20 protein-coding genes are annotated in these 25852 nt (G+C 67.6%); 10 read left to right on the top strand and 10 right to left on the bottom strand.

The window, feature by feature from the left end; translation table 11 throughout:
- Positions 1–22: 22 nt before the first annotated feature.
- Positions 23–805: an AraC family transcriptional regulator gene (locus NJH59_RS15770; protein WP_104573088.1), complete on the bottom strand. Its 783-nt coding sequence runs from the start codon at positions 803–805 to the stop codon at positions 23–25.
- A gap of 136 nt (positions 806–941) precedes the next feature.
- On the opposite strand from NJH59_RS15770, the gene NJH59_RS15765 reads away from it, so the two are divergent.
- Positions 942–1493, top strand: coding sequence for an RNA 2'-phosphotransferase (locus NJH59_RS15765; protein ID WP_253086992.1), 552 nt, complete (start codon positions 942–944; stop codon positions 1491–1493).
- Here NJH59_RS15765 and NJH59_RS15760 read toward each other — a convergent pair.
- Complete coding sequence (locus tag NJH59_RS15760) at positions 1490–2038, bottom strand: helix-turn-helix domain-containing protein (RefSeq protein WP_043862935.1); 549 nt, start codon at positions 2036–2038, stop codon at positions 1490–1492. The two genes, NJH59_RS15765 and NJH59_RS15760, sit on opposite strands and share 4 nt — an antisense overlap.
- Before the next feature lie 161 nt (positions 2039–2199).
- Between NJH59_RS15760 and NJH59_RS15755 the strand changes: the two genes are divergently transcribed.
- Both NJH59_RS15755 and NJH59_RS15750 read left to right on the top strand, forming a co-directional pair.
- Positions 2200–2982, top strand: a complete 783-nt coding sequence (locus tag NJH59_RS15755) for an aldolase (RefSeq protein WP_043862936.1) — start codon at positions 2200–2202, stop codon at positions 2980–2982.
- Between the two features lie 25 nt (positions 2983–3007).
- The gene (locus NJH59_RS15750) at positions 3008–3892 is read left to right on the top strand and encodes a dihydrodipicolinate synthase family protein (RefSeq protein WP_100633914.1); all 885 of its coding nucleotides are present in this window, start codon (positions 3008–3010) and stop codon (positions 3890–3892) included.
- Between the two features lie 81 nt (positions 3893–3973).
- Here NJH59_RS15750 and NJH59_RS15745 read toward each other — a convergent pair whose 3' ends face one another.
- The 4 genes from NJH59_RS15745 to NJH59_RS15730 all read right to left on the bottom strand — a co-directional run bounded on the left by NJH59_RS15745 (position 3974) and on the right by NJH59_RS15730 (position 9306).
- Positions 3974–6202 carry a TonB-dependent siderophore receptor gene (locus NJH59_RS15745; RefSeq protein WP_100633912.1) on the bottom strand — a complete coding sequence of 743 codons (2229 nt, stop codon included), beginning with the start codon at positions 6200–6202 and terminating at the stop codon, positions 3974–3976.
- Positions 6203–6352: 150 nt separating this feature from the next.
- A complete protein-coding gene (locus NJH59_RS15740) occupies positions 6353–7771 on the bottom strand; it encodes a TIGR00366 family protein (RefSeq protein WP_253086991.1) in 1419 nt (472 codons plus the stop codon).
- Between the two features lie 143 nt (positions 7772–7914).
- Positions 7915–8571 carry a CoA transferase subunit B gene (locus NJH59_RS15735; RefSeq protein ID WP_054915387.1) on the bottom strand — a complete coding sequence of 219 codons (657 nt, stop codon included), beginning with the start codon at positions 8569–8571 and terminating at the stop codon, positions 7915–7917.
- Positions 8572–8607: 36 nt separating this feature from the next.
- Positions 8608–9306, bottom strand: a complete 699-nt coding sequence (locus NJH59_RS15730; RefSeq protein WP_043862941.1) for a CoA transferase subunit A — start codon at positions 9304–9306, stop codon at positions 8608–8610.
- A 206-nt stretch (positions 9307–9512) separates the two neighbouring features.
- Here NJH59_RS15730 and NJH59_RS15725 point away from each other — a divergent pair, with 206 nt between their 5' ends.
- The gene (locus tag NJH59_RS15725; RefSeq protein WP_043862942.1) at positions 9513–10334 is read left to right on the top strand and encodes an aldo/keto reductase; all 822 of its coding nucleotides are present in this window, start codon (positions 9513–9515) and stop codon (positions 10332–10334) included.
- On the opposite strand, the gene NJH59_RS15720 is transcribed toward NJH59_RS15725, so the two are convergent.
- From NJH59_RS15720 to lexA, 4 genes are read right to left on the bottom strand one after another with little or no spacing between them, the layout of a single operon-like run.
- A complete protein-coding gene (locus NJH59_RS15720) occupies positions 10335–13433 on the bottom strand; it encodes an error-prone DNA polymerase (protein WP_218186780.1) in 3099 nt (1032 codons plus the stop codon).
- Positions 13409–14827, bottom strand: a complete 1419-nt coding sequence (locus NJH59_RS15715; RefSeq protein WP_078480165.1) for a DNA polymerase Y family protein — start codon at positions 14825–14827, stop codon at positions 13409–13411. The genes NJH59_RS15720 and NJH59_RS15715 overlap by 25 nt, the downstream gene beginning before the upstream one ends.
- Positions 14828–14833: 6 nt before the next feature.
- Entirely contained in the window at positions 14834–15451 is a 618-nt protein-coding gene (gene imuA / locus NJH59_RS15710; protein WP_043862945.1) for a translesion DNA synthesis-associated protein ImuA, read from the bottom strand.
- Positions 15451–16059, bottom strand: coding sequence for a transcriptional repressor LexA (gene lexA / locus NJH59_RS15705; protein WP_253086990.1), 609 nt, complete (start codon positions 16057–16059; stop codon positions 15451–15453). The genes imuA and lexA overlap by 1 nt, the downstream gene beginning before the upstream one ends.
- Positions 16060–16159: 100 nt before the next feature.
- Between lexA and NJH59_RS15700 the strand changes: the two genes are divergently transcribed.
- From NJH59_RS15700 to NJH59_RS15675, 6 genes are all read left to right on the top strand, one after another.
- The gene (locus NJH59_RS15700) at positions 16160–16816 is read left to right on the top strand and encodes an HAD family phosphatase (RefSeq protein WP_253086989.1); all 657 of its coding nucleotides are present in this window, start codon (positions 16160–16162) and stop codon (positions 16814–16816) included.
- Positions 16817–17246: 430 nt separating this feature from the next.
- Positions 17247–18809, top strand: coding sequence for a glycogen synthase GlgA (gene glgA / locus NJH59_RS15695; protein ID WP_058541106.1), 1563 nt, complete (start codon positions 17247–17249; stop codon positions 18807–18809).
- A gap of 13 nt (positions 18810–18822) precedes the next feature.
- Positions 18823–20595, top strand: coding sequence for a malto-oligosyltrehalose trehalohydrolase (gene treZ / locus NJH59_RS15690; protein WP_043862949.1), 1773 nt, complete (start codon positions 18823–18825; stop codon positions 20593–20595).
- Positions 20588–22660 (top strand): 4-alpha-glucanotransferase, encoded by a 2073-nt coding sequence (gene malQ / locus NJH59_RS15685; protein ID WP_253086988.1) that lies wholly within the window; start codon positions 20588–20590, stop codon positions 22658–22660. The genes treZ and malQ overlap by 8 nt, the downstream gene beginning before the upstream one ends.
- Positions 22657–25461 (top strand): malto-oligosyltrehalose synthase, encoded by a 2805-nt coding sequence (locus tag NJH59_RS15680; protein WP_253086987.1) that lies wholly within the window; start codon positions 22657–22659, stop codon positions 25459–25461. Before malQ ends, NJH59_RS15680 begins: the two co-directional genes overlap by 4 nt.
- Entirely contained in the window at positions 25458–25760 is a 303-nt protein-coding gene (locus NJH59_RS15675) for a DUF2934 domain-containing protein (protein ID WP_043862952.1), read from the top strand. Before NJH59_RS15680 ends, NJH59_RS15675 begins: the two co-directional genes overlap by 4 nt.
- Positions 25761–25852 lie beyond the last annotated feature (92 nt).

Here is a 25852-nt window from a genome sequence, read left to right as displayed (position 1 = left end):
ATCAAGGCTTTTCGTACAGCGCCTAGGCTGAGCGGTAATGCCCGGGCGTCGCAGCCAGGTGCTGCTTGAATGCCCGTTGCAGGTGCGCCTGGTCGGCAAACCCGGCCTCCAGCGCCACCTCGGCGATCAGCCGGCCCTGGCGCAACTGGGCGCGGGCGTACTGCACGCGGCAGTCCAGCACAAAGCCGTGCGGGGTCAGGCCGTAATGCTGCTTGAAGGTGCGGATCAGATACGAGGTGGACAAGCCGGCCGCCTGGCTGATGTCTTCGAGCTTGAGCGGCTCGGTGCAATGTGCGCGAATGAATGCCGCCGCCCGCTCCAGGCGCGCATCCGGCCTGGCCAGCGGCGGTGGCGCTGCCTCCAGCTGCTGGCGCAGGTCGCCGAAGAACGCTTCGGCAGCCGCCGCCTTGCACGCCGTGCCACGCTGGTTGTCGATGAGCATGTCGTACAGCTGCAACAGGGCCTCGAACAGGGCCGGGGCGGTACTCAGGGTGGCAGCGACCGGTGCGAAGCCAAGCCGGGTCAGCCACGGCATGTCCACGTAAAGCATCAGGTACGACCACGGCTGGTCGGCGATCGGGTTGCAGGCATGCACCACACCGGGGTTCATCATCACCACCGTGCCGGTCTCGACCTCGCGCCAGGTGTGCCCGCTGAGGTAGGAGCTGCGCCCGGCAGTGATCGCACCGATGGAGAACCCGGCATGGGAATGGCGCGCATAGCAGACCTTGCGACCGTCTGCGACCCCGCGCGCCTCGATGAAGGGCAACGCCGGGTCACGCCAGAAATACGAGGTGGTGGTCATCGCGTGCGGGCCTGTGGGCAGTGGAACAACGCGCACTCTATCAGGCTTCAGGGCGTGCCACTGCCCCTTGCGCACCGCTCGTCGTCACTCGCGCGCCCTGATAAGCTGCCGCGCAGACCGTTCAAGGAAGACCCGCATGAGCAGCAAGCGCTTCACCGAAACCAGCAAATTTCTCAGCTACGTGCTGCGTCACGCCCCCGAATCCATCGATCTGCAACTGGACAGCGAAGGCTGGGGCGATGTCGATGCACTGATTGCCGGCGCCGCTCGCCAGGGCCGCGCGCTGGACCTGGCGCACCTGCAGGCGGTGGTGGCCAGCAGCGACAAGAAACGCTTCGGCCTGTCGGACGATGGCCGCAGGATTCGCGCCGTACAGGGGCACTCGACAGCGACGGTCGAGCTCCAGTACGCGCCCAAGGCGCCGCCTGCCGAGCTGTACCACGGTACGGCAACGCGCTTTCTCGACTCGATTGCCCAACAGGGCCTGATCGCCGGCAACCGTCACCACGTGCACCTGTCCCACGACCCCGCCACGGCCATTGCGGTCGGCCAGCGTTACGGCTCACCGGTACTGCTGCACGTCGATGCAGCGGCAATGCACGCCCAGGGCCTGGCGTTCTTCCAGGCCGACAATGGCGTATGGCTGACGGCCCACGTGCCGGTGGCGTTCATTCGACAGCCCGGTTAAACCGGCGAATCGGCGTCGTGCACCACCACCAGCAACTGCGCCTGCACCGCCCCGACCGAGCGTAGCCGGTGCGGTGTCTGGGCATTGAAGTGCAGCGCATCGCCGCGCTCGAGCAACACCCGCTCGTGCATGAAGTCCACTTCCACCTGCCCTTCGTGCACGAACAGGAACTCTTCGCCAAGGTGCTCCTTGAACGTCGAGTCGCTGAAGTCCGCCGGCGGGCAGATGATGAACGGCAGCAGGCTGCGCTGGCCGATATGCTGGGCCAGCACCGCGTAGCCCGGCCCTTCGGCGCTGCCGGACAACGCCTGGCGTTCACCCCGGCGTACCAGGCTGTAGCGCGCCTGCGCAGGCTGGTCTTCGGCGAACAGTTCTTCCACGTTCACGTTCAACGCCCGCGCCAGTTTCAGCGCCGCCGCAATCGAAGGCGTGTTCAGACCCCGCTCCACCTTGGACAGGTAGCTCTTGGTCATGGCCGTTTTCTCGGCCAGCGTCTCAAGCGTCAGCCCAAGTTTTTTTCTTAATACTTTCAATCGGATAGACATTTAACGCCGCTATTCCCGGTGCAATGGGCAACCTTTCCCTTGCCAATGACACTTTGTGTCATATAGCCTTGTTTGTGTCATGAGGTTGACCACCCCGCTCACCTTCCAAGCAACCGGGGCGGGCCAGCCCTGACGTCCGATCCGCCACCGAGGAAACCCCAATGGCCAAGACATTAGCACTCCCCAAGGACCAACTGGTCAAGCAGGCCCTGGAACAGATGCAGGGCTCGCTTGCCGATAATACGTGGACTGTGCGTGAAAAGCTGGCGCTGACCTGCCGAATCCTGTTCGACAACGGCCACGACTCCGGCCTGGCCGGGCAGATCAGTGCCCGCGGCCCGCAACCGGGCACCTTCTACACCCAGCAACTGGGGCTGGGCTTCGATGAAATCACCGCCAGCAACCTGCTATTGGTCAACGAGGACCTGGAGGTGCTCGAAGGCAGCGGCATGCCCAACCCGGCCAATCGCTTTCACAGCTGGGTGTACCGCGCACGCCCGGATGTGAACTGCATCATCCACACCCACCCGACCCACATCGCCGCGCTGTCGATGCTCGAGGTACCGTTGCAGGTGTCGCACATGGACCTCTGCCCGCTGTACGAGGACTGCGCGTTTCTCGAAGGCTGGCCCGGGGTGCCGGTGGGCAACGAGGAAGGCGAGCTGATCAGCGCGGCGCTGGGCGACAAGCGCGCCATCCTGCTCTCGCACCACGGCCAGCTGTCGACCGGCGCCAGCATCGAGGAAGCCTGTGTGATCGCGCAGTTGATCGAGCGCGCGGCGCGCCTGCAGTTGCTGGCGATGTCAGCCGGCCAGATCAAGCCCATCGAGCCGGTGCTGGGGCGCGAAGCGCACGACTGGATCGCCCGCCCCAAGCGCCACGGCGCGGCGTTCGCCTACTATGCCCGGCAGTGCCTGCGTCAGCATGCCGATTGCCTGAACTGAACCTGTTTTCTGCGGAGTGTTTTTCATGTCCACGACTTTTCACGGCATCATCGGCTACACCATCACCCCGTTCAGCGCCGACGGCACCCAGCTCGACCTGGCGGCCCTTGGCCGCTCCATCGATCGGCTGATCGAAGGTGGCGTACAGGCCATCGCACCCCTGGGCAGCACGGGCGAAGGCGCCTACCTGAGCGACCGCGAGTGGGACCAGGTGGCCGAGTTCAGCCTGGCGCACATTGGCGGGCGGGTACCGACCATTGTCAGCGTCTCGGACCTGACCACCGCCAGCGCCATGCGCCGCGCGCGCTTTGCCGAGGCCCATGGGGCAGATGCGGTGATGGTATTGCCGGCGGCCTACTGGAAGCTGAGCGAGGCCGAGATCCTGCAGCACTACCAGAGCATCGGCGACTGCATCGGCGTGCCGATCATGCTCTACAACAACCCGGCCACCAGCGGCACCGACCTGTCGGTGGAGCTGATCATGCGCATCGTGCGCCAGGTCGAGAACGTGACCATGGTCAAGGAGAGTACCGGCGACATCCAGCGCATGCACAAACTGCAGCAGTTGGGCGAAGGCCAGGTGCCGTTCTACAACGGCTGCAACCCGTTGGCCCTGGAAGCGTTCGTGGCCGGTGCCACGGGCTGGTGCACGGCGGCAGCCAACCTGATTCCGGCGCTCAACCAGCAGCTGTACCAGGCCGTGCTGGGTAACGACCTTGAGGCGGCGCGGGCGCTGTTCTACCGGCAGTTGCCATTGCTGGAGTTCATCCTCAAGGGCGGCTTGCCAGCGACGGTGAAGGCAGGGTTGGCGTTGACCGGGCTGGAGGTGGGCGAGCCGCGCAGGCCGGTGTTCGGGCTGGATGACGCCGGGCGTGAGCGGTTGCGCGGGTTGCTCGAACAGATGGGGTAAGGCCTTATCACGGCCTCAGCGCACGGTATCGCCGGCCAACAGGGCATGCATCGCCAGCCCTGTTGGCTCGGCTTCAGGGCGCTACAACCGCCAATCCAGGCTCACCGTCAGCGTGCGCGGATCACCCCAGTACACCCCGTTGTAGAACCCCACGTTGTTGTAGTACCTGGTATCCAGCAGGTTCTTCACGTTCAAGGACGCCGACAGGTGTTCGTCGAACTCGTAACGGGACATCAACCCCACCACCGTGTAGGACCGCTGGCGAATGTCAGCCGGCGCCGTGATGATCCGGCCATCGCTGCCTCGCCCCACCGGACGATTGCCGCTGCGGTAGATGTCGCTCTGCCAATCCACCGACCCACCCACGGTCAACCTGTCCATCACCCTGTAGGTGCTGTTCCAGCGCACCATGTTCAACGGCTGGGTGGTGTTGCGCCGCTTGTGCTCGGCATCCAGCGAGTGGGTGTAGCTGTAGCCCAGGGTCATGTTCCACCCCGCCATCACCTCGCCAGCGACCTCCGCCTCGAAGCCCTCCACGGTATTGCCCTTGCCGCCGGACTTGTAATACTGCTCGCCGTTGGGCCCTACCGGAATGGAATCGTCCACCTCGGCCACGTTGTCCTGCTTGCTGCGAAACACCGCCGTCGACAGGTTCAGGCGCTCGTCCAGCAGGCTGCCCTTCAGGCCCACCTCGTAGTTGCTGCCCACCACCGGTTCCAGGTACTTGTCGTCGACATCCTTGTAGTTCTGCGGCTTGAAGATGTCGGTGTAGCTGGCGTACACGGTGTATTGGTCGGTGATGTCGTACAGAACGCCCGCATAGGGTGTCCACACGTCATTGTGGGTGCGGCTGGAGCGCGGGTTCTCCACCACCTGCCCCGCCGCATCGAATGCCCATGAGCGCCCCGTGACCTTCCAACTGCCGTAGCGGCTGCCCAGCACCAGGTGCAGTGCATCGGTCACGTTCAGCCGGGTGGCGACATAGCCGGCCTTCTGCTGCGTGGTATCGCGCGAACCATCCAGGTTGGTCACGGTATCGGCGAACTTGTCTACCCCGCCCAGGTACTTCCAGTCGGGGATGGTCGTGTAGCCGGGCGGCAGGTCCAGGGGCCGCTTGAGCGGCGCGCTGTTGCGCCGCTGCGACTCGCCATAGCCGATCATGAATTCGTGCTCGCGCCCCAGCAGCGCAAAGGGCCCGCCCAGGTTGAGGTCGGCGGCGCTCATTTTCTCGTCGCCGATGAAGTGGCTGACCCAGGCATTCATGCCGCTGCGGTCGGCCTCGGGGAAGCCCTGGCCACCGAAGTACACCTTGCCGTCGGTTTCGCTCTGGCGGTAGGTGTAGGCCGCCTTGAGGTGCCAGTCGCCGCCCAGGCGCTGGTCGAGGGTGGCGAACACGGTCTCGTCCTTGAGCGGCCATGAACTCCACGGCGCCGAGATGTTGTTCGAACGCGGCAGCTTGGCCTTGCCACCGGAGGCGTTCCAGTACGGCACGGTGCCCCACGAGGCACCCTGTACATGCTTGTTCTGGTAGTCGTACCCCACCGCCAGCACGGTGTCGTCGCTCAGGTCGCCCTCGAGAATGCCGTAGGCCACCTCGCGCTGGGTCTGGTAGCGGTCGCGAAACGAATGGGCATCGCGGTAGGCCAGCACGCTGCGCCCGCGCAGACGGCCGTCGAAGGCCAGCGGCCCGCCCACGTCGACATAGCTGTAGTAGTTGTCGTAGCTGCCGCCACGCAGGCCGGTTTTCACCGCCAGTTCATGGGTGGGGCGCTTGCGCATCATGTTGATGGTGCCCGACGGGTCGCCGGCGCCGGTGGTCAGCCCGGTGGCGCCACGCACCACTTCGATGCGGTCGTAGATGATGGTGTCCGAGTCGGACTTGAGCCCCGCGAAGGTGTTGAGCATGCCGTCGATCTGGAAGTTGTCGATGGCATAGCCGCGCGAGTTGTAGGTGGGGCGCTCGGAGTCGTTGCGCTGCACCACCACGCCCGTCACCTGGCCCATGGCTTCGGAGAGGTTGTCGAGCTGGAAGTCGTCCAGCTGCTGGCGGGTCAGCACCGACATCGACTGCGGGGTGTCCTTGATCGACAGGTTCAGGCGGGTGGCGGTGCTCATGCTGCCGGTGGTGTAGGCCCCGGTGTTTTCGGTGGTGCTGCCCAGGCCCTGGGCACTCACGTTGGTCGAACCCAGCTCCAGCGCCTGGGGGGCGGCGTCGGGCAGGGGTTCGTTGTCAGCCAGTGCGACGGCGCTGCAGGCGGTGCCGTACAGGCCCAGTGTCAACGTCATGGAACGGGTAATCGGCGCGAACATCGCGGCCTTCTCCTTGTTTTACGACGGGAAATTCCGTTTAGAAATACACAGCGGGACATCATCGGATCACCCTTAATACGAATGCTTATCGATTTAATTTAGGCATGAAAAAGGCGATCCGAAGATCGCCTTTTTTACCCGCCGGATGCGCTACGGCATCACAGGTGGCGTGTACTGCAACGTGGTGCCCAGCGCCCAGAGCAAGAACAGCACCAGCGGCACGTGCACCAGCAACTGCACGAACGAGAAGCCGATCAGGTCGCGCGCCTTGAGCCCCAGCACGCCCAGCAGCGGCAGCATGTAGAACGGGTTGATCAGGTTAGGCAGCGCCTCGGCGGCGTTGTAGATCTGCACCGCCCAGCCCAGGTGGTACTGCAGGTCGTTGGCCACCAGCATCACGTAGGGCGCCTCGATGATCCACTTGCCGCCACCGGAGGGAATGAAGAAGCCCAGCACCGCGGAGTACACGCCCATCAGCAAGGCGTAGGTGTCATGCGAGGCGATCTGCACGAAGAAGGTGGAGATATGGTGCGCCAGGGTTTGCGCGTCCACGCCCTTGACCTGGGTGAGGATGGCCGCGATCGAGCCGTACAGCGGGAACTGGATCAGTACCCCGGTGGTGGTCGGCACCGCACGGCCCACCGCATCCAGGAAGCTGCGCGGGCGCCAGTGCAGCAAGGCGCCGAGCATGATGAACAGAAAGTTGTAGGTATTGAGCCCCGAGATCGCGGTGATGACCGGCTTGGTCGAGAACTCGTGGTACAGCCAGCCAGCCGCCAGGGCCACCAGCAGCAGGGTCAGCACCGGGCTGTATTCCAGCCATTCACCCGGGCGCGTGCGCTGCGCCGGTGGTGGTGCGCTGAAGCTGGGGTCGATGCCACAGGCCTGGGCATCGCGGGCACTCTGCGGGCCGGGTGCAGTGGCGTAGGCCACGATCAGCGACACGATGACCAGCGCCGCCAGCATCACGCCCGACTGCCAGAGGAAGATGGTTTCGGTGAACGGGATCACCCCGGTGATCGCCAGGATCGACGGCGGCAGGCTGGCCGGGTTGGCTTGCAGCTGCGCGGCCGACGAGGACAGGCCCAGGGCCCATACGGCGCCCAGGCCCAGGTAGGCGGCGGCACCGGCGGCGCGGTAGTCCATCTTCAGGTCGGTACGGCGCGCCAGGGCGCGTACCAGCAGGCCGCCGAACACCAGCGACAGGCCCCAGTTGAGCAGCGAGGCGACCATCGATATCAGCGCCACCCAGCACACGGCCGAACGGCCGTTCTTCGGAATGCGCGCCAGACGGTCGATGAGTTTCACCGCCGGCGGCGAGCTGGCCACCACATAGCCGCCGATGACCACGAAGGCCATCTGCATGGTGAAGGGGATCAGGCTCCAGAACCCGTCACCGAAGGCGGTGGCGGTATCGAGGGGTTTGGCGCCCATGGCCAGGGCGGCCAGTGACACCAGCACCACGGCCAGGGCGGCGAACACCCAGGAGTCGGGGAACCAGCGTTCGGCCCAGTTGGAGCAACGCAGGGCAAAGCGGGCGGAGCGGCTGTCTTGGAGTTCGGCGGCCACGGGATTTTCCTTCTTATTGATTTTTTTTGAACGGCTGAAGGCCCCTTCGCCGGCAAGGCCGGCTCCTGCACAGGAATGCGTGGTTCCCTGCAGGAGCCGGCCTTGCCGGCGAAGAGGCCAGCACAGGCAAGGCGGTTATCAGCCTAGAACGTCATCTCTTTCACATCATCGGCCACGATCAGCTTGCCGGCGGTCTTGGCGACGATCTCTTCCACGCTCACCCCCGGCGCTGTCTCGCGCAGGATGAACGCGCCATTCTCGATCTCAAGATAGGCCAGGTCGGTCAGCACCTTGCGGATGCAGCCGGCACCGGTCAGCGGCAGGCTGCAGCGCGACAGCAGCTTGGACTCGCCGTCCTTGGAGGCATGGGTCATGGTGACGATGATGTTCTCGGCACCAGCCACCAGGTCCATCGCCCCGCCCATGCCCTTGACCAGTTTGCCCGGGATCATCCAGGAGGCGATGTTGCCCTCCACGTCCACCTCGAACGCCCCCAGCACAGTGAGGTCGACGTGACCGCCACGGATCATCGCGAAGGACTCGGCCGAGTTGAAGATCGACGCGCCGGTGCGGGCGGTCACGGTCTGCTTGCCGGCGTTGATCATGTCGGCGTCCAGCTGCGCTTCGGTGGGGAATTCCCCCATGCCCAGCAGGCCGTTCTCCGATTGCAGCATCACGTCCATATCCGCCGGGACGTAGTTGGCCACCAGGGTCGGGATGCCGATGCCAAGGTTGACGTAGTAGCCGTCCTTGAGTTCACGGGCTACACGTTGTGCCATTTGTTCGCGGGTAAGTGCCATGCTCAGGTTCTCTTTGTTGTTCTGCGCGGGGTCGGGTCAGGCTTTGACGGTGCGTTTTTCGATACGCTTCTCGAACGTGCCGACGATGACCCGGTCGACGTAGATGCCCGGGGTATGGATCTCGGTAGGCAGCAGCACGCCTGGCTCTACGATCTCCTCGACCTCCACCACGGTGATCTTGCCGGCGGTGGCGGCCAGCGGGTTGAAGTTCTGCGCGGTGTTGCGGTACACCACGTTGCCGTAGTGGTCGGCCTTCCAGCCCTTGACGATGGCGAAGTCACCGGTGATGGCTTCTTCGAGGATGTACTTGCGCCCGTTGAATTCGCGCACTTCCTTGCCTTCGGCCACCGGGGTGCCGTAGCCGGTGGCGGTGAAGAAGGCCGGGATGCCGGCGCCGCCGGCGCGCATCTTCTCGGCCAGGGTGCCTTGCGGGGTAAGTTCCACTTCCAGCTCGCCGCTGAGCAGCTGACGCTCGAACTCGGCGTTTTCGCCCACATACGAGGCGACCATCTTGCGGATCTGGTGGTCTTCGAGCAGCACGCCCAGGCCGAAGCCGTCGACGCCGCAGTTGTTGGACACCACGGTCAGGCCGCGCACGCCGCGGCGCTTGATCTCGGCAATGAGGTTTTCGGGGATGCCGCACAGGCCGAAGCCGCCTGCCAGTACGGTCATGTTGTCGGCAAGGCCTTCGAGGGCCTCTTCATAGGTCGCTACGCGCTTGTCCAGTCCGGCCATGCTGATTCGCCTTTTGTAGTTGTAGAACCGACGAGGGTCGTCGGAGAGCGTCTGGGGCCATCTTCACCCTTGGCCACTCATTTGTTAATTTTGTTTTTTTGATGGATTGATTGGTTATTCAAATCAATGTCGACGCGGGTAGGCTTGACCCGCCACAAAACCCTAAAGGACAGTAGACCACCCTCCCCACTTTGCAGGAGCCTTCCATGCGTACGCTCGAACTCGGCGACTCCACCGTACCCGTCATCGGCCAGGGCACCTGGTACATGGGCGAAGACCCCGGCCAGCAGAAAGCCGAGGTCGCCGCCCTGCAGCACGGCATCGACCTGGGCCTGACGTTGATCGACACCGCCGAAATGTATGCCGAGGGCGGCGCCGAGCGGGTGGTGGGCCAGGCCATCCAGGGGCGTCGCGAGCAGGTCTGCGTGGTCAGCAAGGTGTACCCGCACAACGCCAGCCGCAGCGGCATCCCCGCCGCCTGCGAGCGCAGCCTGCAGCGCCTGGGCACCGACCATATCGACCTGTACCTGCTGCACTGGCGCGGCCAGTACCCGCTGGAGGAAACCGTCGAAGCCTTCGAGCGCCTGCGCGAGGCCGGCAAGATCCGGCGCTGGGGCGTGTCCAACTTCGATACCGATGACCTGCGCGAGCTGGACAACCCGGCCTGCGCCACCAACCAGGTGCTGTACAACCCCGAGCAGCGCGGCATCGAGTTCGACCTGCTGCCCTACAGCCACAAGCGCCACTTGCCAACCATGGCCTACTGCCCGCTGGCCCAGGCCGGACGCCTGCTCAAAAACGCGACCCTCAACCAGATCGCCGAACGCCATGGCGCCACCGCGGCCCAGGTGGCGCTGGCCTGGGTAACCCGTGAAGACGGCGTGATCGCGATCCCCAAGGCGGTGGACAAGCGCCATGTGCAGCTCAATGCCGCCGCGGCCAGCCTGACCTTGAGCAGCGAAGACCTGCGCGCCATCGACCGCGCCTTCCCGCCGCCCACCCGCAAGCAGCGCCTGGCGATGGTGTGATCAGCGAAAGTCGCGGCTGCGCACATCCAGCCCGTGCAACAGCGGGCTGAGGTCTTCCAGGCGCTTCGCGATCAGGTGGCGCACGCCGTCGGCGCATTCGAGCGTACCCATCACCCGCAGCAGCTGCGAGCCCACCAGCACCCGGCGCTGACGCTCGGCCAGCTCGCGCCACACCACCACGTTGACCATGCCGAACTCATCCTCCAGGGTCACGAAGGTCACGCCGCTGGCAGTGCCTGGCCGCTGGCGCCCGGTGACCAGCCCCGCCACGCTCACCGCATCGCCGTGTTCGGCCCCCTCCAGGGCCTGCGAACTGCGACAGCCCAGGCCATTCAGGCGTCGGCGCAGCAGGCTCAGCGGGTGCGGGCCCAATGTGGTGCCGACGCTGGCATAGTCGGCAAACAGGTCCTCGCCCACGCTGGGCACCGGCAGGTTCACCGGCGCTTCACGGGGCGGCTCCACCCCGGCGAACAGCGGCAGTTGCGCCTGCACCGCCGCCACTTCCCAGCGTGCCTGATAACGGTGCCCGGCCAGGGCGCCCAGGGCCCCGGCATCGGCCAGCAGCGCCCGCGCACGCGCATCCAGGCCGGCACGCAGGCACAGGTCGGCCACATCGCCGAACGCCCGCTGCGCCCTGGCCTGTGCCAGGCGCAGGGCATCGTCCTGGCGAAAGCCGCGCACCTGGCGCAGGCCAAGGCGCAGCGCCAGTTCATCGCCGCCCACCGGCTCCAGGCTGCAGTCCCACTGGCTGTGCTGCACATCCACCGGGCGAATCTGGATGCGGTGGCGGCGCGCGTCCTGCAGGATCTGGTCCGGGCTGTAGAAGCCCATCGGCCAGCTGTTGATCAGCGCACAGGCGAAGATCGCCGGCTCGTGGCACTTGAGCCAGCAACTGGCGTAGGTCAGCAAGGCAAAGCTGGCCGCGTGGGACTCGGGGAACCCGTAGCTGCCAAAGCCCTTGATCTGCTCGAAGATGCGCTCGGCGAACTCGACGCTGTAGCCGTTGTTCAGCATGCCCCGGGTCAGCCGCTCGCGGTGTGGCTCCAGCCCGCCGTGACGTTTCCAGGCGGCCATCGAACGGCGCAACTGATCGGCCTCGCCTGCCGTATAGTCGGCAGCCACCATGGCCAGCTCCATCACCTGCTCCTGAAACAGCGGCACGCCCAGGGTGCGCTCGAAGACCTTCTTCAGCGCATCCGACGGGTAGGTCACCTGCTCCTGCTTGTTACGCCGGCGCAGGTACGGGTGCACCATGTCGCCCTGGATCGGCCCGGGGCGCACGATGGCCACCTCGATCACCAGATCGTAGAACTCGCGTGGCTTGAGCCGCGGCAGCATGGCCATCTGCGCCCGTGACTCGATCTGGAACACCCCCACGGTATCGGCACGGCCGATCATGTCGTAGGTGGGGACATCGTCCGGCGGCAGGGTAGCGATGGTCAGCTCGCGCCCGCGGTGGTAGCGCACCAGGTCGAAGCAGCGGCGCAAGGCGCTGAGCATGCCCAGGGCCAGGATATCGACCTTGAGCAGGCCGACCATGTCCAGGTCGTCCTTGTCCCACTGGATCACCGTGCGTTCGTCCATGGCGGCGTTTTCCACCGGCACCAGGGTGTCCAGTGGCTGCTCGGAAATCACGAAGCCACCAGGGTGCTGCGACAGGTGCCGGGGGAAGCCGATCAGCTCGCCGGTCAAGGTCAGCACCCGGTGCAGCAGCGGGCTGTCGGGGTCGAAACCGGCTTCGCGCAACCGCTCCGGCGGCGGGATGCGGTCGGTCCAGCGCCCGCAGCAATCGGCCAGGGCGTTGATCTGGTCGGGCGGCAGCCCCAGCACCCGGGCAATGTCGCGCACCGCCCCGGCGGCATGGTAGGTGCTGGCCACGGCCGTCAGGGCGGCGCGGTGGCGGCCATAGCGGTTGAACACGTATTGCAGCACCTCTTCGCGCCGTTCGTGCTCGAAGTCCACGTCGATGTCCGGCGGCTCGTCGCGTTCACGCGATAAAAAGCGCTCGAACAGCAGGTGCGTGCGGGTCGGGTCCAGCTCGGTGATGCCCAGCACGAAGCACACCACCGAGTTGGCTGCCGAGCCCCGGCCCTGGCACAGGATGCCCTGGCCACGGGCAAAATGAACGATGTCGTAGACAGTCAGGAAGTAGCTCTCGTAACCCAGCTCGGCGATCAGTGCCAGTTCGTGTTCGAGGGTCTGGCGCACGGCCGGCTCGATTCCCCCCGGCCAGCGCCACGGCACCTGGCGTTCGCACAGCGTGCGCAGCCAGCCGGTCGGCGTGTACCCCTCGGGCACCACTTCGCGCGGGTACTGGTAGCGCAACTGGCCGAGGTCGAAGGTGCAGCGCCGGGCAATCTCCAGGGTGGCCTCAAGCAGGTGGGCCGGGTACAGCTCGGCCAGCTGCGCCAGGGGCCGCAGGTGCCGCTCGCCATTGGCGAACAGGTGCTGCCCGGCACCGGCCACGGTGCTGTGATGGCGCAGCGCGCTCATGCAGTCCTGCAGCGCGCGCCGCCCACGCGCATGCATGTGCACGTCGCCACAGGCCACGGCGCGCAGGTTCAGGCTCGCGGCCAACCCCTGCAGTTGTTGCAGGCGCTGATGGTCGTCGGCACCGCGATGCAGTTGCACCGCCAGCCACAGGCGCTCGCCGAATACCTCGCGCAGCCACAGGCCGGGGCCGGCCTGCAACGGCTCGTCCGGCACCCACAGCGCCAGCAGGCCGTGCAGCGGGCCGGCGAAGTCTTCGCGCAGCAGCTGGTATTCGCCCTTTTTCGCCCGGCGCCGCGCCAGGGTGATGAGCCGACACAGGTGCTGGTAGCCGCTCAGGTTTTCGACCAGCAGCACCAGCCTGGGGCCGTCGTGCACCCGCACCTCGCTGCCGACGATCAGCTTGAGGCCCGTCTCCCTGGCCGCCTGCCAGGCGCGCACGATACCGGCCAGGGTGCATTCGTCGGTGATCGCCAGGGCCTGGTAGCCCTGCTGGTGCGCCCGCTCGAACAGCTCGCGGGCACTCGAGGCCCCGCGCTGGAAGGTGAAGTTCGACAGGCAGTGCAGCTCGGCATAGCCCACGCTCATGCGAACCAGCCCTGCAGCCACAACGGCCCGCCTTCGCCCAGTGGCCGGTAGGCCCAGCCGCGCTGGCCAGCCGGGGTTTCGACCAGGTAGTAGTCACGCCGTACATCGCCGCCATCCCACCAGCCGGATTCGATCCGCTCGGGCCCGGCCAGCAGGCGCAGGCCCTCGGGCGCCAAGGCCTGCGGCTCGGCCAGCAGCCAGCCCGGGCGCGGCGGCCCACCCGGCGCACGGGCCAGCGGCGGGGCGCCGCCTGCCGCCTGCCAGGCGCACTCGGGGCGGTGGTCGGCAAAAGCCTGCACAGCCCGCACGCTCTCATCGCCCAGGCGTGCACGCAAACGCTCGCGCAACTGCTCCCAGCCCTGTTGCTGCTGGGGCCGCGCATTGAACAGCTCGCCCGGTTGCGGCACGAACGCCGGCAGGTCGTCGGCCACCAGGCGCACGCTGCGCACCGGTGCGGGCAGGCTCAACTGCTCCAGGCGCCCGCGTGCCAGCTCGAACAGCATGCCCGCCTCGCGTTCGGCGGCCAGCAGGCCGACCACCACCGGCGTGGCGACGCCCCGGGCATGTTCCAGGTGCAGGGTAAAACGCTGCACGCCGCCGTCACGGCTGGCCAGGAACGCCGCCAGGTCGGCAATCAGCCGGCGCAACGGAAACAACAGCGCCTGGTGCGACTCCACATCGAAGTTGAGTTCCAGCCGCGCCTCGAACCGGTCCGGCGGCCGGTAGCACGCCAGCGCCATGGGGCGCAGGCCCAGCAGGCGATCCAGGTGCACCTGCACGCTGGCGGCAAAACGCCTGGCCAGGGTGTCGCGCGGCAACCCCAGCACCTGCCCAAGGTCGCGCAGGCCCATGCGCGACAAGGCCGTGGCGGCCTCCACCGGCAGGCCGATGCGGTCCACGGGCATCTGCGCAAGGGCGGCGCGGGTGGCCTGGGGGTCGTTCAGTGCCAGCCCGTCATGGGCGTTGGCCAGCATGCGCGCCGCCACCGGGTTGCTGGCCAGCACGATGCGATGACGCAGCCCCAGCTCGCCCAGCTCCTTGCGCAGGCGGGCCTCGAACAGCGGCCAGGGCCCGAACAGGCCCAGGCTGGATTCGACTTCGAGCAACACGGTGCGTGGGTAATGCAGGCTGACCTGCGAACTGAACTGGTAGGCCCAGGCGGCCAGCAATTGCTGCAACTGCTCGACCGCCGCCGGGTCATGCTCGACGCAGGTAAAACTGCTGGCCAGCGCCTGCGCGGTGCTCAGGCTCTGCCCGGCGCGCAGCCCCAGGGCCCGGGCCGCCGGGTTGACCGCCTGCAACACGCGCCGCTGCGCCGGGCCGCTGAGCAGCACCAGCGGCGCCTGGGGGTCGTCGCGACCGCGCAGCACGCTGTCGAGTGCCAGTTGCGGCAGCAGGATGCAGGCCCACAGCATCGCCCATCACCCTCGCCCGGCCATGGCGATCGGGGTGGCCGGGGCCAGCCCGCCACGGCACTTGAGCACCCGCCACTGCGCCGGGTGCAGGTCGACGGCAATGCGCAGCGCGGCCGGCGACGGGTTGAGTGCCGCCTGCTGCGGGCGGCAGGCAAAGGCCAGGGTCTGGCCGGTTTCGGCAGCCACCTGCAGGCGGCGCAAGGCGCGGTCGTCGACCTGCTGCGGCCAGCACAGCACCGCGCCGCAACTGCCCGAGCGCAGGCACTGCTCGGCGGCCCACAGGGCCTCGACGCGGGAGGCCTGGATCAGCGACAGCCAGCGCAGGTCGACACCGGCTGCCAGCCAGGCGGGCGGGTACGGAATGAACGGCGGCGCCACCAGCACCACCCGTTCGCCGCTGGCAGTCAGGCGCGCCAGGCTCGGCCAGAGCAGGTGCAGCTCGCCGGCGCCCTCGGCAGCCAGCAGCAGTTCGCTGAGCGCACCCGGTGGCCAGCCGCCGCCCGGCAGCACCGCGTCCAGCGCGGCATGCCCGGTGGGTTGCAGGCCCCGGGGCTGGGCCAGCGGGCGCCCCTTCCAGACCCGCCGCTCGTCGAGCAGCCCGTCGAGGCTGACCACCGCGCCCATCAGTCGCGCCTCAACAGGCCGCAGAACACCCCTTCGATCACGAAGTCGCGTTCGGGCCCCACGTCTATCGGTGCATAGGCCGGGTTGCGCGGCAGCAGGCGGTAGTGCGTGCCTGCGCGCTGGAAGCGCTTGATGGTGACCTCGCCATCGAGCCGGGCCACCACGATCTGCCCGTCGCGGGCATCGGGCTGCTGGTGAATGCCCAACAGGTCGCCGTCGAAGATACCGTCGTCGATCATCGAGTCGCCGCGCACCTTCAGCAGGTAGGTGGGGGTACGGCTGAACAGGTGCGCATCGAGCATCAGCTGTTCGTGGATGTCCACGTCGGGCCCGATCGGGCGGCCGGCGGCCACCTGGCCCAGTACCGGGATCTCCAGCACCTCGGGGCGGCGCAGCGCACCGGCCAGGCGGATGCTGCGCGCCTGGTTGGGGGTGACCTCGATCAAGCCGGCCTCGCACAGCGCCTGGATGTGCTTGCGCGCCACGCTGCGCGAGGCAAAGCCGAAGGCCTGGGCGATGTCGGCCAGGCTCGGGGGCTGCCCTTGCTGCGCGATGCGGTCGCGGATGAAGGTCAGGATGGCGGCACGTTTGGGCGATAGTCTGTTCATGGAGCACATTTGTACTCTTTTCGGGTTTATCTGACCAGCCCCGCTGATCGCCACGGCAAAATGGTTATGATGGCCCGCCGTGCAATGGAAACCGCGCCCCATGCTTGAAGCCCTGTTGTTCGACCTCGATGGCACCCTGACCGACACCGATACCCTGCATTTGCAGGCACTGCAGCAGTTGCTGCGTGAGCAGGGTCGCGAACTGAGCGAGGCCGAGTTCGACGCCCACGTCAGTGGCCGGGCCAACGCCGACATGTGCCGCTACCTGTTCCCCGGGCGCCCGGTGGCCGAGCATGAGGCATTCGCCGACCGCAAGGAGGCGCGCTTTCGCGCGCTGTCGCCGACCTTGCAGCCCACTGCCGGCCTCGAACGCCTGCTGGCGCATGCCGAGCGCCGCGGCATCGGCATGGCCGTGGTCACCAATGCGCCACGGGCCAATGCGCAGCACATGCTGGTAGCCATGGGCCTGGCCGAGCGCTTCGAGCATGTGCTGGTGGCCGAGGAACTGGCACGGGCCAAGCCCGATCCCCTGCCCTACCTCACCGGCCTGGAGCGCCTGGGGGCCAGGGCAGACCATGCGCTGGCGTTCGAGGATTCGGTGCCGGGCGTGACGGCAGCGAGCCGCGCGGGGATCCTTACCGTGGGCCTGTCGACCAGCCAGGCGCCACAGCTGCTGCTGGAGGCCGGTGCGCAGCTGGTGGTGAAGAACTTCGACGATGAGCGCCTGTGGCAACTGATTGCGCAGATGAGCGACTGAAGCCACCCACCGCGCCGGTTTCGCCAGCCAGGCTGGCACGCGCACCATCGGGGGTCACCTTCGAGCGGTGCACGCTCGCTGTCGGTGCACCCCTGTGCCGGCCAATTCACAAAACATGACCAACGGGTCACATTTATCCCGCCCCTCTCCTACACTGTTCAATCGACCTGATACCGTCCGGAAAACTCGATCGAAAATAGTCGAAACTTCTGCAAACCCGGTAGGTCAGCAACTAAGTAGGCCAACGACTCTGGTTACCCAGGCGCAGCCCACCCCCCACTCGTCAGCACGCCATCGGCAGGAGCGCCGGCTGGCGTAGCGCTTGCACGTGTGTCCGGGGCGTTTCACCGCATCACATGACATAGCGAGAACAACAGTACAGACATGCAGCGGGTGGGATACGCCCGCAGAACAAGGGACGGAGACAAGTATGATCAGCGCCGCTGTCGAACCTCATGCAGAGCATTTCAACCCGGATACCAGCGCGCAGGTGCGTGCTGCCCAGATCGTCACGACAGCCAAGGCCCCTGCCCTCGATACCCGGCGCAACCCGAACAAGCGCAAGGTGCTGTTCGTGACCTCGGAAATCGCCGACCTGGTCAAGACCGGCGGCCTGGGCGACGTCTCCGCCGCCCTGCCCCGCGCCATGCGCCACCTGCACGATGTACGCGTGCTGATCCCCGGCTACCCGCAGGTACTCGAAAGCGACAACCCGATCCACCTGGTGGGCGAGCTGGGCGGCCATGCCGCACTGCCCCCGTGCAAGATCGGGCGCATGGACCTGGCCGACGGCCTGGTCATCTATGTACTGATCTGCCCCGAGCTGTACCAGCGCGAAGGCACCCCCTACGGCGCCAACAATGGCCGTGACTGGCCCGACAACCATATCCGCTTCGCCCGCCTGGGCCTGGCCGCCGCTGAAATCGCCGCGGGCGAGGGCATGGTGCACTGGAAGCCCGATCTGGTGCACGCCCACGACTGGCCTGCCGGCCTGGCCCCGGCCTACATGCACTGGCGCGGCCTGAACACCCCCACCCTGTTCACCATCCACAACCTGGCCTACCAGGGTGTGGTCAGCCGCGGCTGCTGCCCGGAACTGGCGATTCCCGAACACGCCCTGCAACAGGAAGGCATGGAGTTCTACGGCAAGCTGTCGTTTCTCAAGGCCGGCCTGGCCTACTCCAGCCACATCACCACGGTCAGCGCCACCTATGCCCGGGAAATCACCACCCCGGCCTTCGGCTGCGGGCTCGACGGTTTTCTTGGCAGCAAGGCGCAGCAGGGCCTGCTCAGCGGCATCCCCAACGGCATCGACGAAAGCTGGGATTCGGCCACCGACACCCACCTGACCCACCGCTTCAGCATCAACGACTGGGAAGGCAAGGCGGCCAACAGCAGCCAGGTGCGCGAGCTGTTCGAGCTGGAGCCCTCCACCGGCCCGCTGTTCGCCGTGGTCTCGCGCCTGGTGTACCAGAAGGGCCTGGACCTGACCCTGGGGGTGGCCGAGTACATCGTCGAACAGGGCGGCCAGATCGCCATCATCGGCCGCGGCGAACCGGAGGAAGAACAAGCCATGCGCGAGCTGGCCAGCCGCTTCCCGGGCCGCGTGGGGGTGCGCATCGGCTTCAACGAGACCGACGCACGGCGCATGTTCGCCGGCAGCGACTTTCTGCTGATGCCCTCGCGCTACGAGCCCTGCGGCCTGAGCCAGATGTACGCGCAGCGCTTCGGCTCGCTGCCGGTGGCGCGCAACACCGGCGGCCTGGCCGACACCATCGAGAATGGCGTCACCGGCTTTCTGTTCGACGAATCGAGCGTGGAGAGCTACCGCGAAGCACTCTCGCGGGCCTTCTACGTATACGGCAAGAAACACCTGCTCAATGCCATGCGCTGCCTGGCCATGACCCAGCCATTCAACTGGTGTCAGGCCGTGGAACCCTATGCCCACCTGTACGAGGAACTGGTGACGCGCGCCACGCTCAACGCAGGCTGAGGAGAACTGCCGTATGCCCTTCAGGTCACAGGAACACGCGACCCACGGGGCCGTGATGCTGGACAGCCACACCACCCGCTTCGCCCTCTGGGCGCCCGATGCCCGGCAGGTGGAGGTGGAATGTGAAAACGCCGCCCCGCAACCCATGCAGCGCAGTGACGACGGCTGGTTCGTGCTGCGCCTGCCCTGCCCGGCCGGTACGCGCTATCGCTACCGTATCGACGGCGACCTGTCGGTCGCCGACCCGGCCAGCCGTGCCCAGCCCGACGGCGTGCACGGCCCCAGCCAGGTGCTGGGCACCGAATATGCCTGGCAACACCCCGACTGGCAGGGCCGCCCGTGGCACGAGGCAGTCATCTATGAAGTGCACGTGGGCCTGCTGGGCGGTTACGCCGGCGTGGCCAGGCACCTGCCGCGCCTGGCCGCACTGGGCGTGACCGCCATCGAGCTGATGCCCATCGGGCAGTTTCCCGGCCAGCGCAACTGGGGCTATGACGGCGTGCTGCCGTTCGCCCCGCAAGCGAGCTATGGCACTGCGCAGCAACTCAAGGCGCTGATCGACCAGGCCCACGCGCTGGGGCTGATGGTGCTGCTGGATGTGGTGTACAACCACTTCGGCCCCGACGGCAATTACCTGCACCGTTATGCCCAGGGCTTCTTTCGCGAAGACCGGCATACGCCCTGGGGCGCGGCCATCGATTTTCGCCGCCGCCAGGTGCGCGACTTCTTCATCGAGAACGCCCTGATGTGGCTGCACGACTACCGCTTCGACGGCCTGCGCCTGGATGCGGTGCACGCCATCGACGACCCTGACTTTCTGCATGAGCTGGCCCGCCGCGTGCGCGCCAGCACCGCACCGGGCCGGCAGGTGTGGCTCACCCTCGAGAACGAGCGCAACCAGGCGCACCTGCTCCAGGAGGGCTACGACGCCCAGTGGAACGACGACGGCCACAACGCCCTGCACGTGCTGCTGACCGGCGAGCAGGAAGGCTACTACGTCGATTACCGCGAGGCGCCGCTGAACAAGCTGGCGCGTTGCCTGAGCCAGGGGTTCGTGTTCCAGGGCCAGCCGGACCGCAACGGTGAACCGCGTGGCGAAGCCAGCGGCCATCTGCCGCCCAGTGCCTTCGTGCTGTTTCTGCAGAACCATGACCAGATCGGCAACCGCGCGCTGGGCGAGCGGCTCGAGCGCCTGTGCCCGCCCCAGGCCCTGCGCGCCGCCACCGGGCTGCTGCTGCTGGCACCGATGATCCCGCTGCTGTTCATGGGCGATGACTGGGGGTGCCGCCAGCCCTTCCTGTTCTTCACCGATCACCACGACGACCTTGCCACCGCCGTGCGCGAAGGCCGACGCGCCGAGTTCAAGGGGTTCAAGGCCTTCGCCGACCCCGAGCAACGGGCGCGCATCCCCGACCCGAACGCCGCCCAGACCTTCCTCGACTCGCAACCGCAATGGGGCGAGGACAGCGAGCAATGGGTGGCGCTGTACCGTCGCCTGCTGTACCTGCGCCACCAGCACATCATCCCGCGCCTGCCGGGCACCCGCGCCCTGGGCGCCCAGGTGGTCGACGGCCAGGGCGTGAGCGCCCGCTGGCAACTGGGCGATGGCAGCGAGCTGCGCATCGACCTCAACCTCGGCCAGCAGCCACTGGCCCTGGACCTGCCGGCCCGCGAGCGGCACCTGTTCGAAAGTTGCGAACTGCCCCCGGGCCCACCCTGCCTGCCGCCGTTGAGCTGCGTGGTGAGCCTGACCCCTTCCTGCCCCACGGAGCCTGTGCATGCCTGACCTACCCTTGCTGCAACTGGCCGAACGCGCTGGCCTGGCGGTGGACTGGATCGACGCCAACGGGCGCGCCCAGCGTGTCAGCGAACCGGTCCTGCGGCGCATCCTGGCCGCCCTTGGCCACCCGGCCGCCGACGACATCGCCATCGCCAACAGCCTCAAGGCCCTGGAAAAAGCCCACGACTCCCGTCACCTGCCGCCACTGCTGACGGTCGACCAGCACCAGCCGCTGGACCTGTCGCGCTACTTCGCGGCCAACAGCCGCTGCGAGGTGCAGCACGAGGACGGCACCCGCCAGCAGCTGCAGCTGGATGCCCAGGCCCTGCTGCCGCCCGGGCTGCCACTGGGGTATCACCAGCTGCATATCGACGCCACCACCTTCACCCTGGCCGTGGCCCCGGCGCAGTGCTACAGCCTGGCCGATGCGCTGGGCACCCCGCACCCACGGTGCTGGGGCCTGAGTGCCCAGCTGTACAGCCTGCGCCGCCCGGGCGACGGCGGGCTGGGCGACTGCCTGGCACTGGAGGGCCTGGCACGCAGCGCCGCCGAGCGTGGCGCCACGGCCCTGGCCATCAGCCCGGTGCACGCCATGTTCACCCGCAACCACCCCAGCTACAGCCCCTATTCGCCATCCAGCCGGCTGTTTCTGAACAGCCTGTATGCCAGCCCCCAGGCAGTGATCGACGAGCGCACGGTGCGCATCACGGTCCAGGCCCTGGGCCTTGAGGCCCAGCTCGAACAGCTCGAAGGCCTGCCGTTGATCGACTGGCCACGGGCGGCCGGGGCACGCCAGCAGATATTGCAGGCGCTGTACCAGGGCTTTATCAAGGGCGAGCAACCGCAGCGCGCCGACTTCGACAGCTTTCGCCACGCCGGCGGCCAGGCGCTGGAAGACCACTGCCGCTTCGAAGCGCTGCTCGATGCCGCCGCCGAACGCGGCGAAAGCCAGGACTGGCGCCAGTGGCCGGCCGCCTGGCTCGACCCGCGCAGCGCCGAGATTGCCGCGTTTGCCGCCGACCACGTCGAGCAGATCGGCTTCTATGCCTTCTGCCAGTGGCTGATCGCACGCAGCCTGGAACGTGCCCAGGAAGCGGCGCGCGGCAGCGGCATGGCGGTGGGCCTGATCGCCGACCTGGCAGTGGGGGCCGACGGCACCGGCAGCCAGGCCTGGAGCCGCCAGGACGAGCTGCTGGCCGAGCTGCACGTCGGCGCCCCGCCCGACATCCTCAACCGATCGGGGCAAAGCTGGGGCATCTGCGCGTTCTCCCCCGAGGGCCTGCGCCGCAACGGCTACCGCGCCTTCATCGAGATGCTGCGGGCCAACTTCGCCCACGCCGGGGGCCTGCGCATCGACCATGTGATGGGCCTGCAGCGCCTGTGGCTGATCCCCCAGGGCGCCGCCCCCAGCGAAGGCGCCTACCTGCACTACCCACTGGACGACCTGCTGCGCCTGCTGACCCTGGAGTCGGTGCGCCACAAGGCCATCGTGCTCGGCGAAGACCTGGGCACGGTGCCCGAAGGCCTGCGCGAAAAGCTCGCGGCCCGCGCGATCCTGGGCATGCGTGTGCTGCTGTTCGAGCAGGACCCGCCCGGGCAGTTCACCCCCATCCTCGACTGGCCCGACAACGCCCTGGCCACCACCAGCACCCACGACCTGCCCCCGCTGGCAGGCTGGCTGCAGGCTCGCGACATCGACTGGGGCCAGCGCCTGGGGGCGATCGACGCGATCACCGAGCGCGACTGGCGCGACAGCCGCCAGCATGAAATCCAGGGCCTGCGTCGCCTGCTGCACAGCAGCTACGGCGACACCAGCAGCGAAGCCGACACCCTGATCGATGCCAGCCTGCGCCTGCTCGGGCATACCCGCGCGCCGCTGGTGCTGGTACCGCTGGAAGACCTGCTGGGCGTGGACGAACAACCCAACCTGCCCGGCACCGTCGACACCCACCCCAACTGGCGCCGCCGCTTCGCGTTGCCCGCCGCACAGCTGCTGGACGACAGCGATGCGGCGCGACGCCTCGAGCTGCTGGCCCAGGCCCGTGAACAAGCCTTCGAGCGTGACCGATGAACAGCCTCACCGCCACACTGCGCCTGCAATTTCATGCCGACTTCAGCCTCGACGATGCGGTGCCGCTGGTGCCCTACTTCGCCCGGCTGGGCATCAGCCACCTGTACGCCTCGCCCCTGTTGCAGGCGCGGCCCGGTTCGCGCCACGGCTACGACGTGGTCGACCCGACCCGGGTGAGCCCCGAACTGGGTGGCGAGGCGGCGCTGGAACGCCTGGTGGCCGCGCTGCGCCAGCACGGCATGGGCCTGATCCTGGACATCGTGTCCAACCACATGGCCGTGGGCGGCGCACACAACCCCTGGTGGCAGGACCTGCTGGCCTGGGGCCGGCGCAGCCCCTACGCCGAGTTCTTCGACATCCAGTGGCATTCGCCCGACCCGTTGCTCAAAGGCCAGTTGCTGTTGCCGTTCCTGGCCAGCGACTATGGCGCAGTGCTGCAGGCCGGGGAAATCCCGCTGCGTTTCGACGCCCGCCACGGGCGCTTTCACATCGAGCACCACGAACACCGCTTCCCGATCAGCCCGCCGGACTATGCGCGCATCCTGTGCGTCAGCGGCCACCCGGAACTGAGCGAACTGGGGGCACGCTTTGCCGCCTTCGAGGGCCAGCGCCACGCCCCGGCCAACGTCGAGGCGGTGCACCAGGCCCTGGCCGAACTGGCCCGCGAGCCGCGCATCGGCCAGGCCATCGAACAGGTGCTGGCCGCCTTCGACGGGCGCACCCCCAGCGGTTTCGAGCACCTGCATCAACTGCTCGAACAGCAGCACTACCGCCTGGCCAGCTGGCGCACCGCCGGTGACGACATCAACTGGCGGCGCTTTTTCGACGTCAACGAGCTGGGCGGCCTGCGCGTGGAGCGCCCGGCGGTGTTCGAGGCCACCCATGCCAAGGTGTTCGAGCTGATCGAGCGCGGCCTGGTCGACGGCCTGCGCATCGACCACATCGACGGCCTGGCCGACCCACGCGGTTACTGCCGCAAGCTGCGCCGACGCGTCGACGGCCTGCTCCCACGCCGGCCGCTGAGCGCTGCGCTCGAGCACTTTCCGATCTACGTGGAGAAGATCCTCGGCCCCGGCGAGCGCCTGCACGACGACTGGCGGGTGGACGGCAGCACCGGCTACGAATTCATGAACCAGGTCTCGCTGCTGCAGCATGACCCGCAGGGCGAAGCCGAACTGACCGCGCTGTGGCACGACCTGAGCGAGCGCCCGGCGTTCGTCGAGGAACTGCGCCTGGCCCGCCAGCTGGTGCTCAATGCCAGCCTGGCCGGCGACTTCGAATCGGTGGCCCAGGCCCTGCTGCAGGTGGCGCGCAACGACATCATGAGCCGCGACCTGACCCTGGGCGCCATCCGCCGCGCGTTGCAGGCGCTGGTGGAGCACTACCCGGTATACCGCACCTACATCAATGCCTGCGGGCGCCCGGCGATGGACGAGGGGTTCTTCCAGCAGGCCCTGGCCGAAGCGCGTTCGAGCCTGGGCGAAGCCGACTGGCCGCTGCTGGACCACCTGCAGCGCTGGCTGGGCGGCCAGCCCTGGCGCGAGCTGGGCCCGGGGCGGGCGCGCAAGCAGTTGCGCCACGCCTGCGTTCGCTTCCAGCAGCTGACCTCGCCCACCGCTGCCAAGGCCGTCGAAGACACCGCCTTCTATCGCTCGGCGGTGCTGTTGTCGCGCAACGACGTGGGCTTCGACGCCGAGCGCTTCAGCGCGCCGGCCGAGGCCTTCCATGCCAGTTGCCAGCAACGCCTGGCGCACTTCCCCGACAACCTGCTGGCCACCGCCACCCATGACCACAAGCGTGGCGAAGATTGCCGCGCACGCCTGGCGGTGATCAGCGAACGCAGCCACTGGTTCTGCCAGCGCGTGGAGCTGTGGCGTGAACTGGCCTCGCCCCTGCGCACACAACTGGCCGATGGCGTGGCACCGAGTGCCGGCGATGAACTGCTGCTGTACCAGACCCTGCTCGGCAGTTGGCCGATGACGCTGCGCTGCGAAGACACCCACGCCTTGCGCGGCTACGCCGAACGCCTGCGCCAATGGCAGCGCAAAGCCCTGCGCGAGGCCAAGCTGCGCAGCAGCTGGAGCGCCCCCAACGAGGTCTACGAGCAGGCCTGCGCACGCTTCATCGACGCCCTGCTGCTGGAGCCGCAATGCCAGCAGCTGCGCCAGTCGGTGGCCCAGGCGGCGCAGGCCCTGGCCTGCCCGGGCGCGCTCAACAGCCTGGTGCAGAGCCTGCTGCGCATGACCGTGCCGGGGGTGCCCGACCTGTACCAGGGCAACGAATGCTGGGACCTGAGCCTGGTCGACCCGGACAACCGCCGCGCGGTGGACTACGCCGCGCGTCGCCAGGCCCTGGACGACAGCCTGCCCCCCGCCGAACTGCTCGGGCACTGGCAGGACGGGCGGGTCAAGCAGGCCCTGATCGCCCAGGTGCTGGAGCAGCGCCGGGCCTACCCAGAGCTGTTTCGCCACGGCCGCTACCAACCCCTGGAGGTACGCGGCAAACACGCCGAGCGGGTGCTCGCCTTTGCCCGTATCGGCGAGGCGCAACGTGCGGTGGTGGTGGTGCCGCGGCTGGCCTCGGGCCTGCTGGGCAACGCCACGCAACCCTTGATCCCGGCGCAGAACTGGGACGATACCCGTGTGCTTTTACCGTTCGCCTTGTGCGCTGCCAATTGCACGGGACTTTTCGCCCAGGGCGCAGTCACACCCTCTAACGAGCTGTGGCTGAGCACTGCGCTCAAAGCCTTCCCCGTCAATCTCTTCATAGAACAGACTGAGTCATCAGGAGCGTCGAGATGAGTGCTGAGGAAAAACGTATCCGCGAATTCGCCTACCAGATCTGGGAGTCGGAAGGTAAACCCGAAGGCCAGGAGGAGCGCCACTGGGAGATGGCGCGCAAGTTGGCCGAAGCCGAGGCCATTGCGCCCAAGGCCGCCCCGCGCAAGCCCCGTACCACCCCGCCAGGCGCACCGCCGGTAGCCCCTGGCGCCAAGCCAAAGCCCGGCGCCGCCGCGTCCAAGGCCAAGCCGCCGGCCCCTGCGGCCAAGCCCGACCCGGCAAAGAAGCCGCGTACCGCGAAGAAGCCCGCCACGCCCTGACGCCGCCGTACCTTGCGTCACTACCGCCCCGGGGCAGCGCAACGCTGCCCCGGCGCCCAGTGCGTCGCCTTTCGCCCCCCAAGGATCGCTAC

Origin of the sequence: Pseudomonas sp. VE 267-6A (genome assembly GCF_024126555.1) — a bacterium.
In the GTDB taxonomy this organism is placed as follows: domain Bacteria; phylum Pseudomonadota; class Gammaproteobacteria; order Pseudomonadales; family Pseudomonadaceae; genus Aquipseudomonas; species Aquipseudomonas palmensis.
This window is presented reverse-complemented; position numbering and strand designations above follow the sequence as displayed.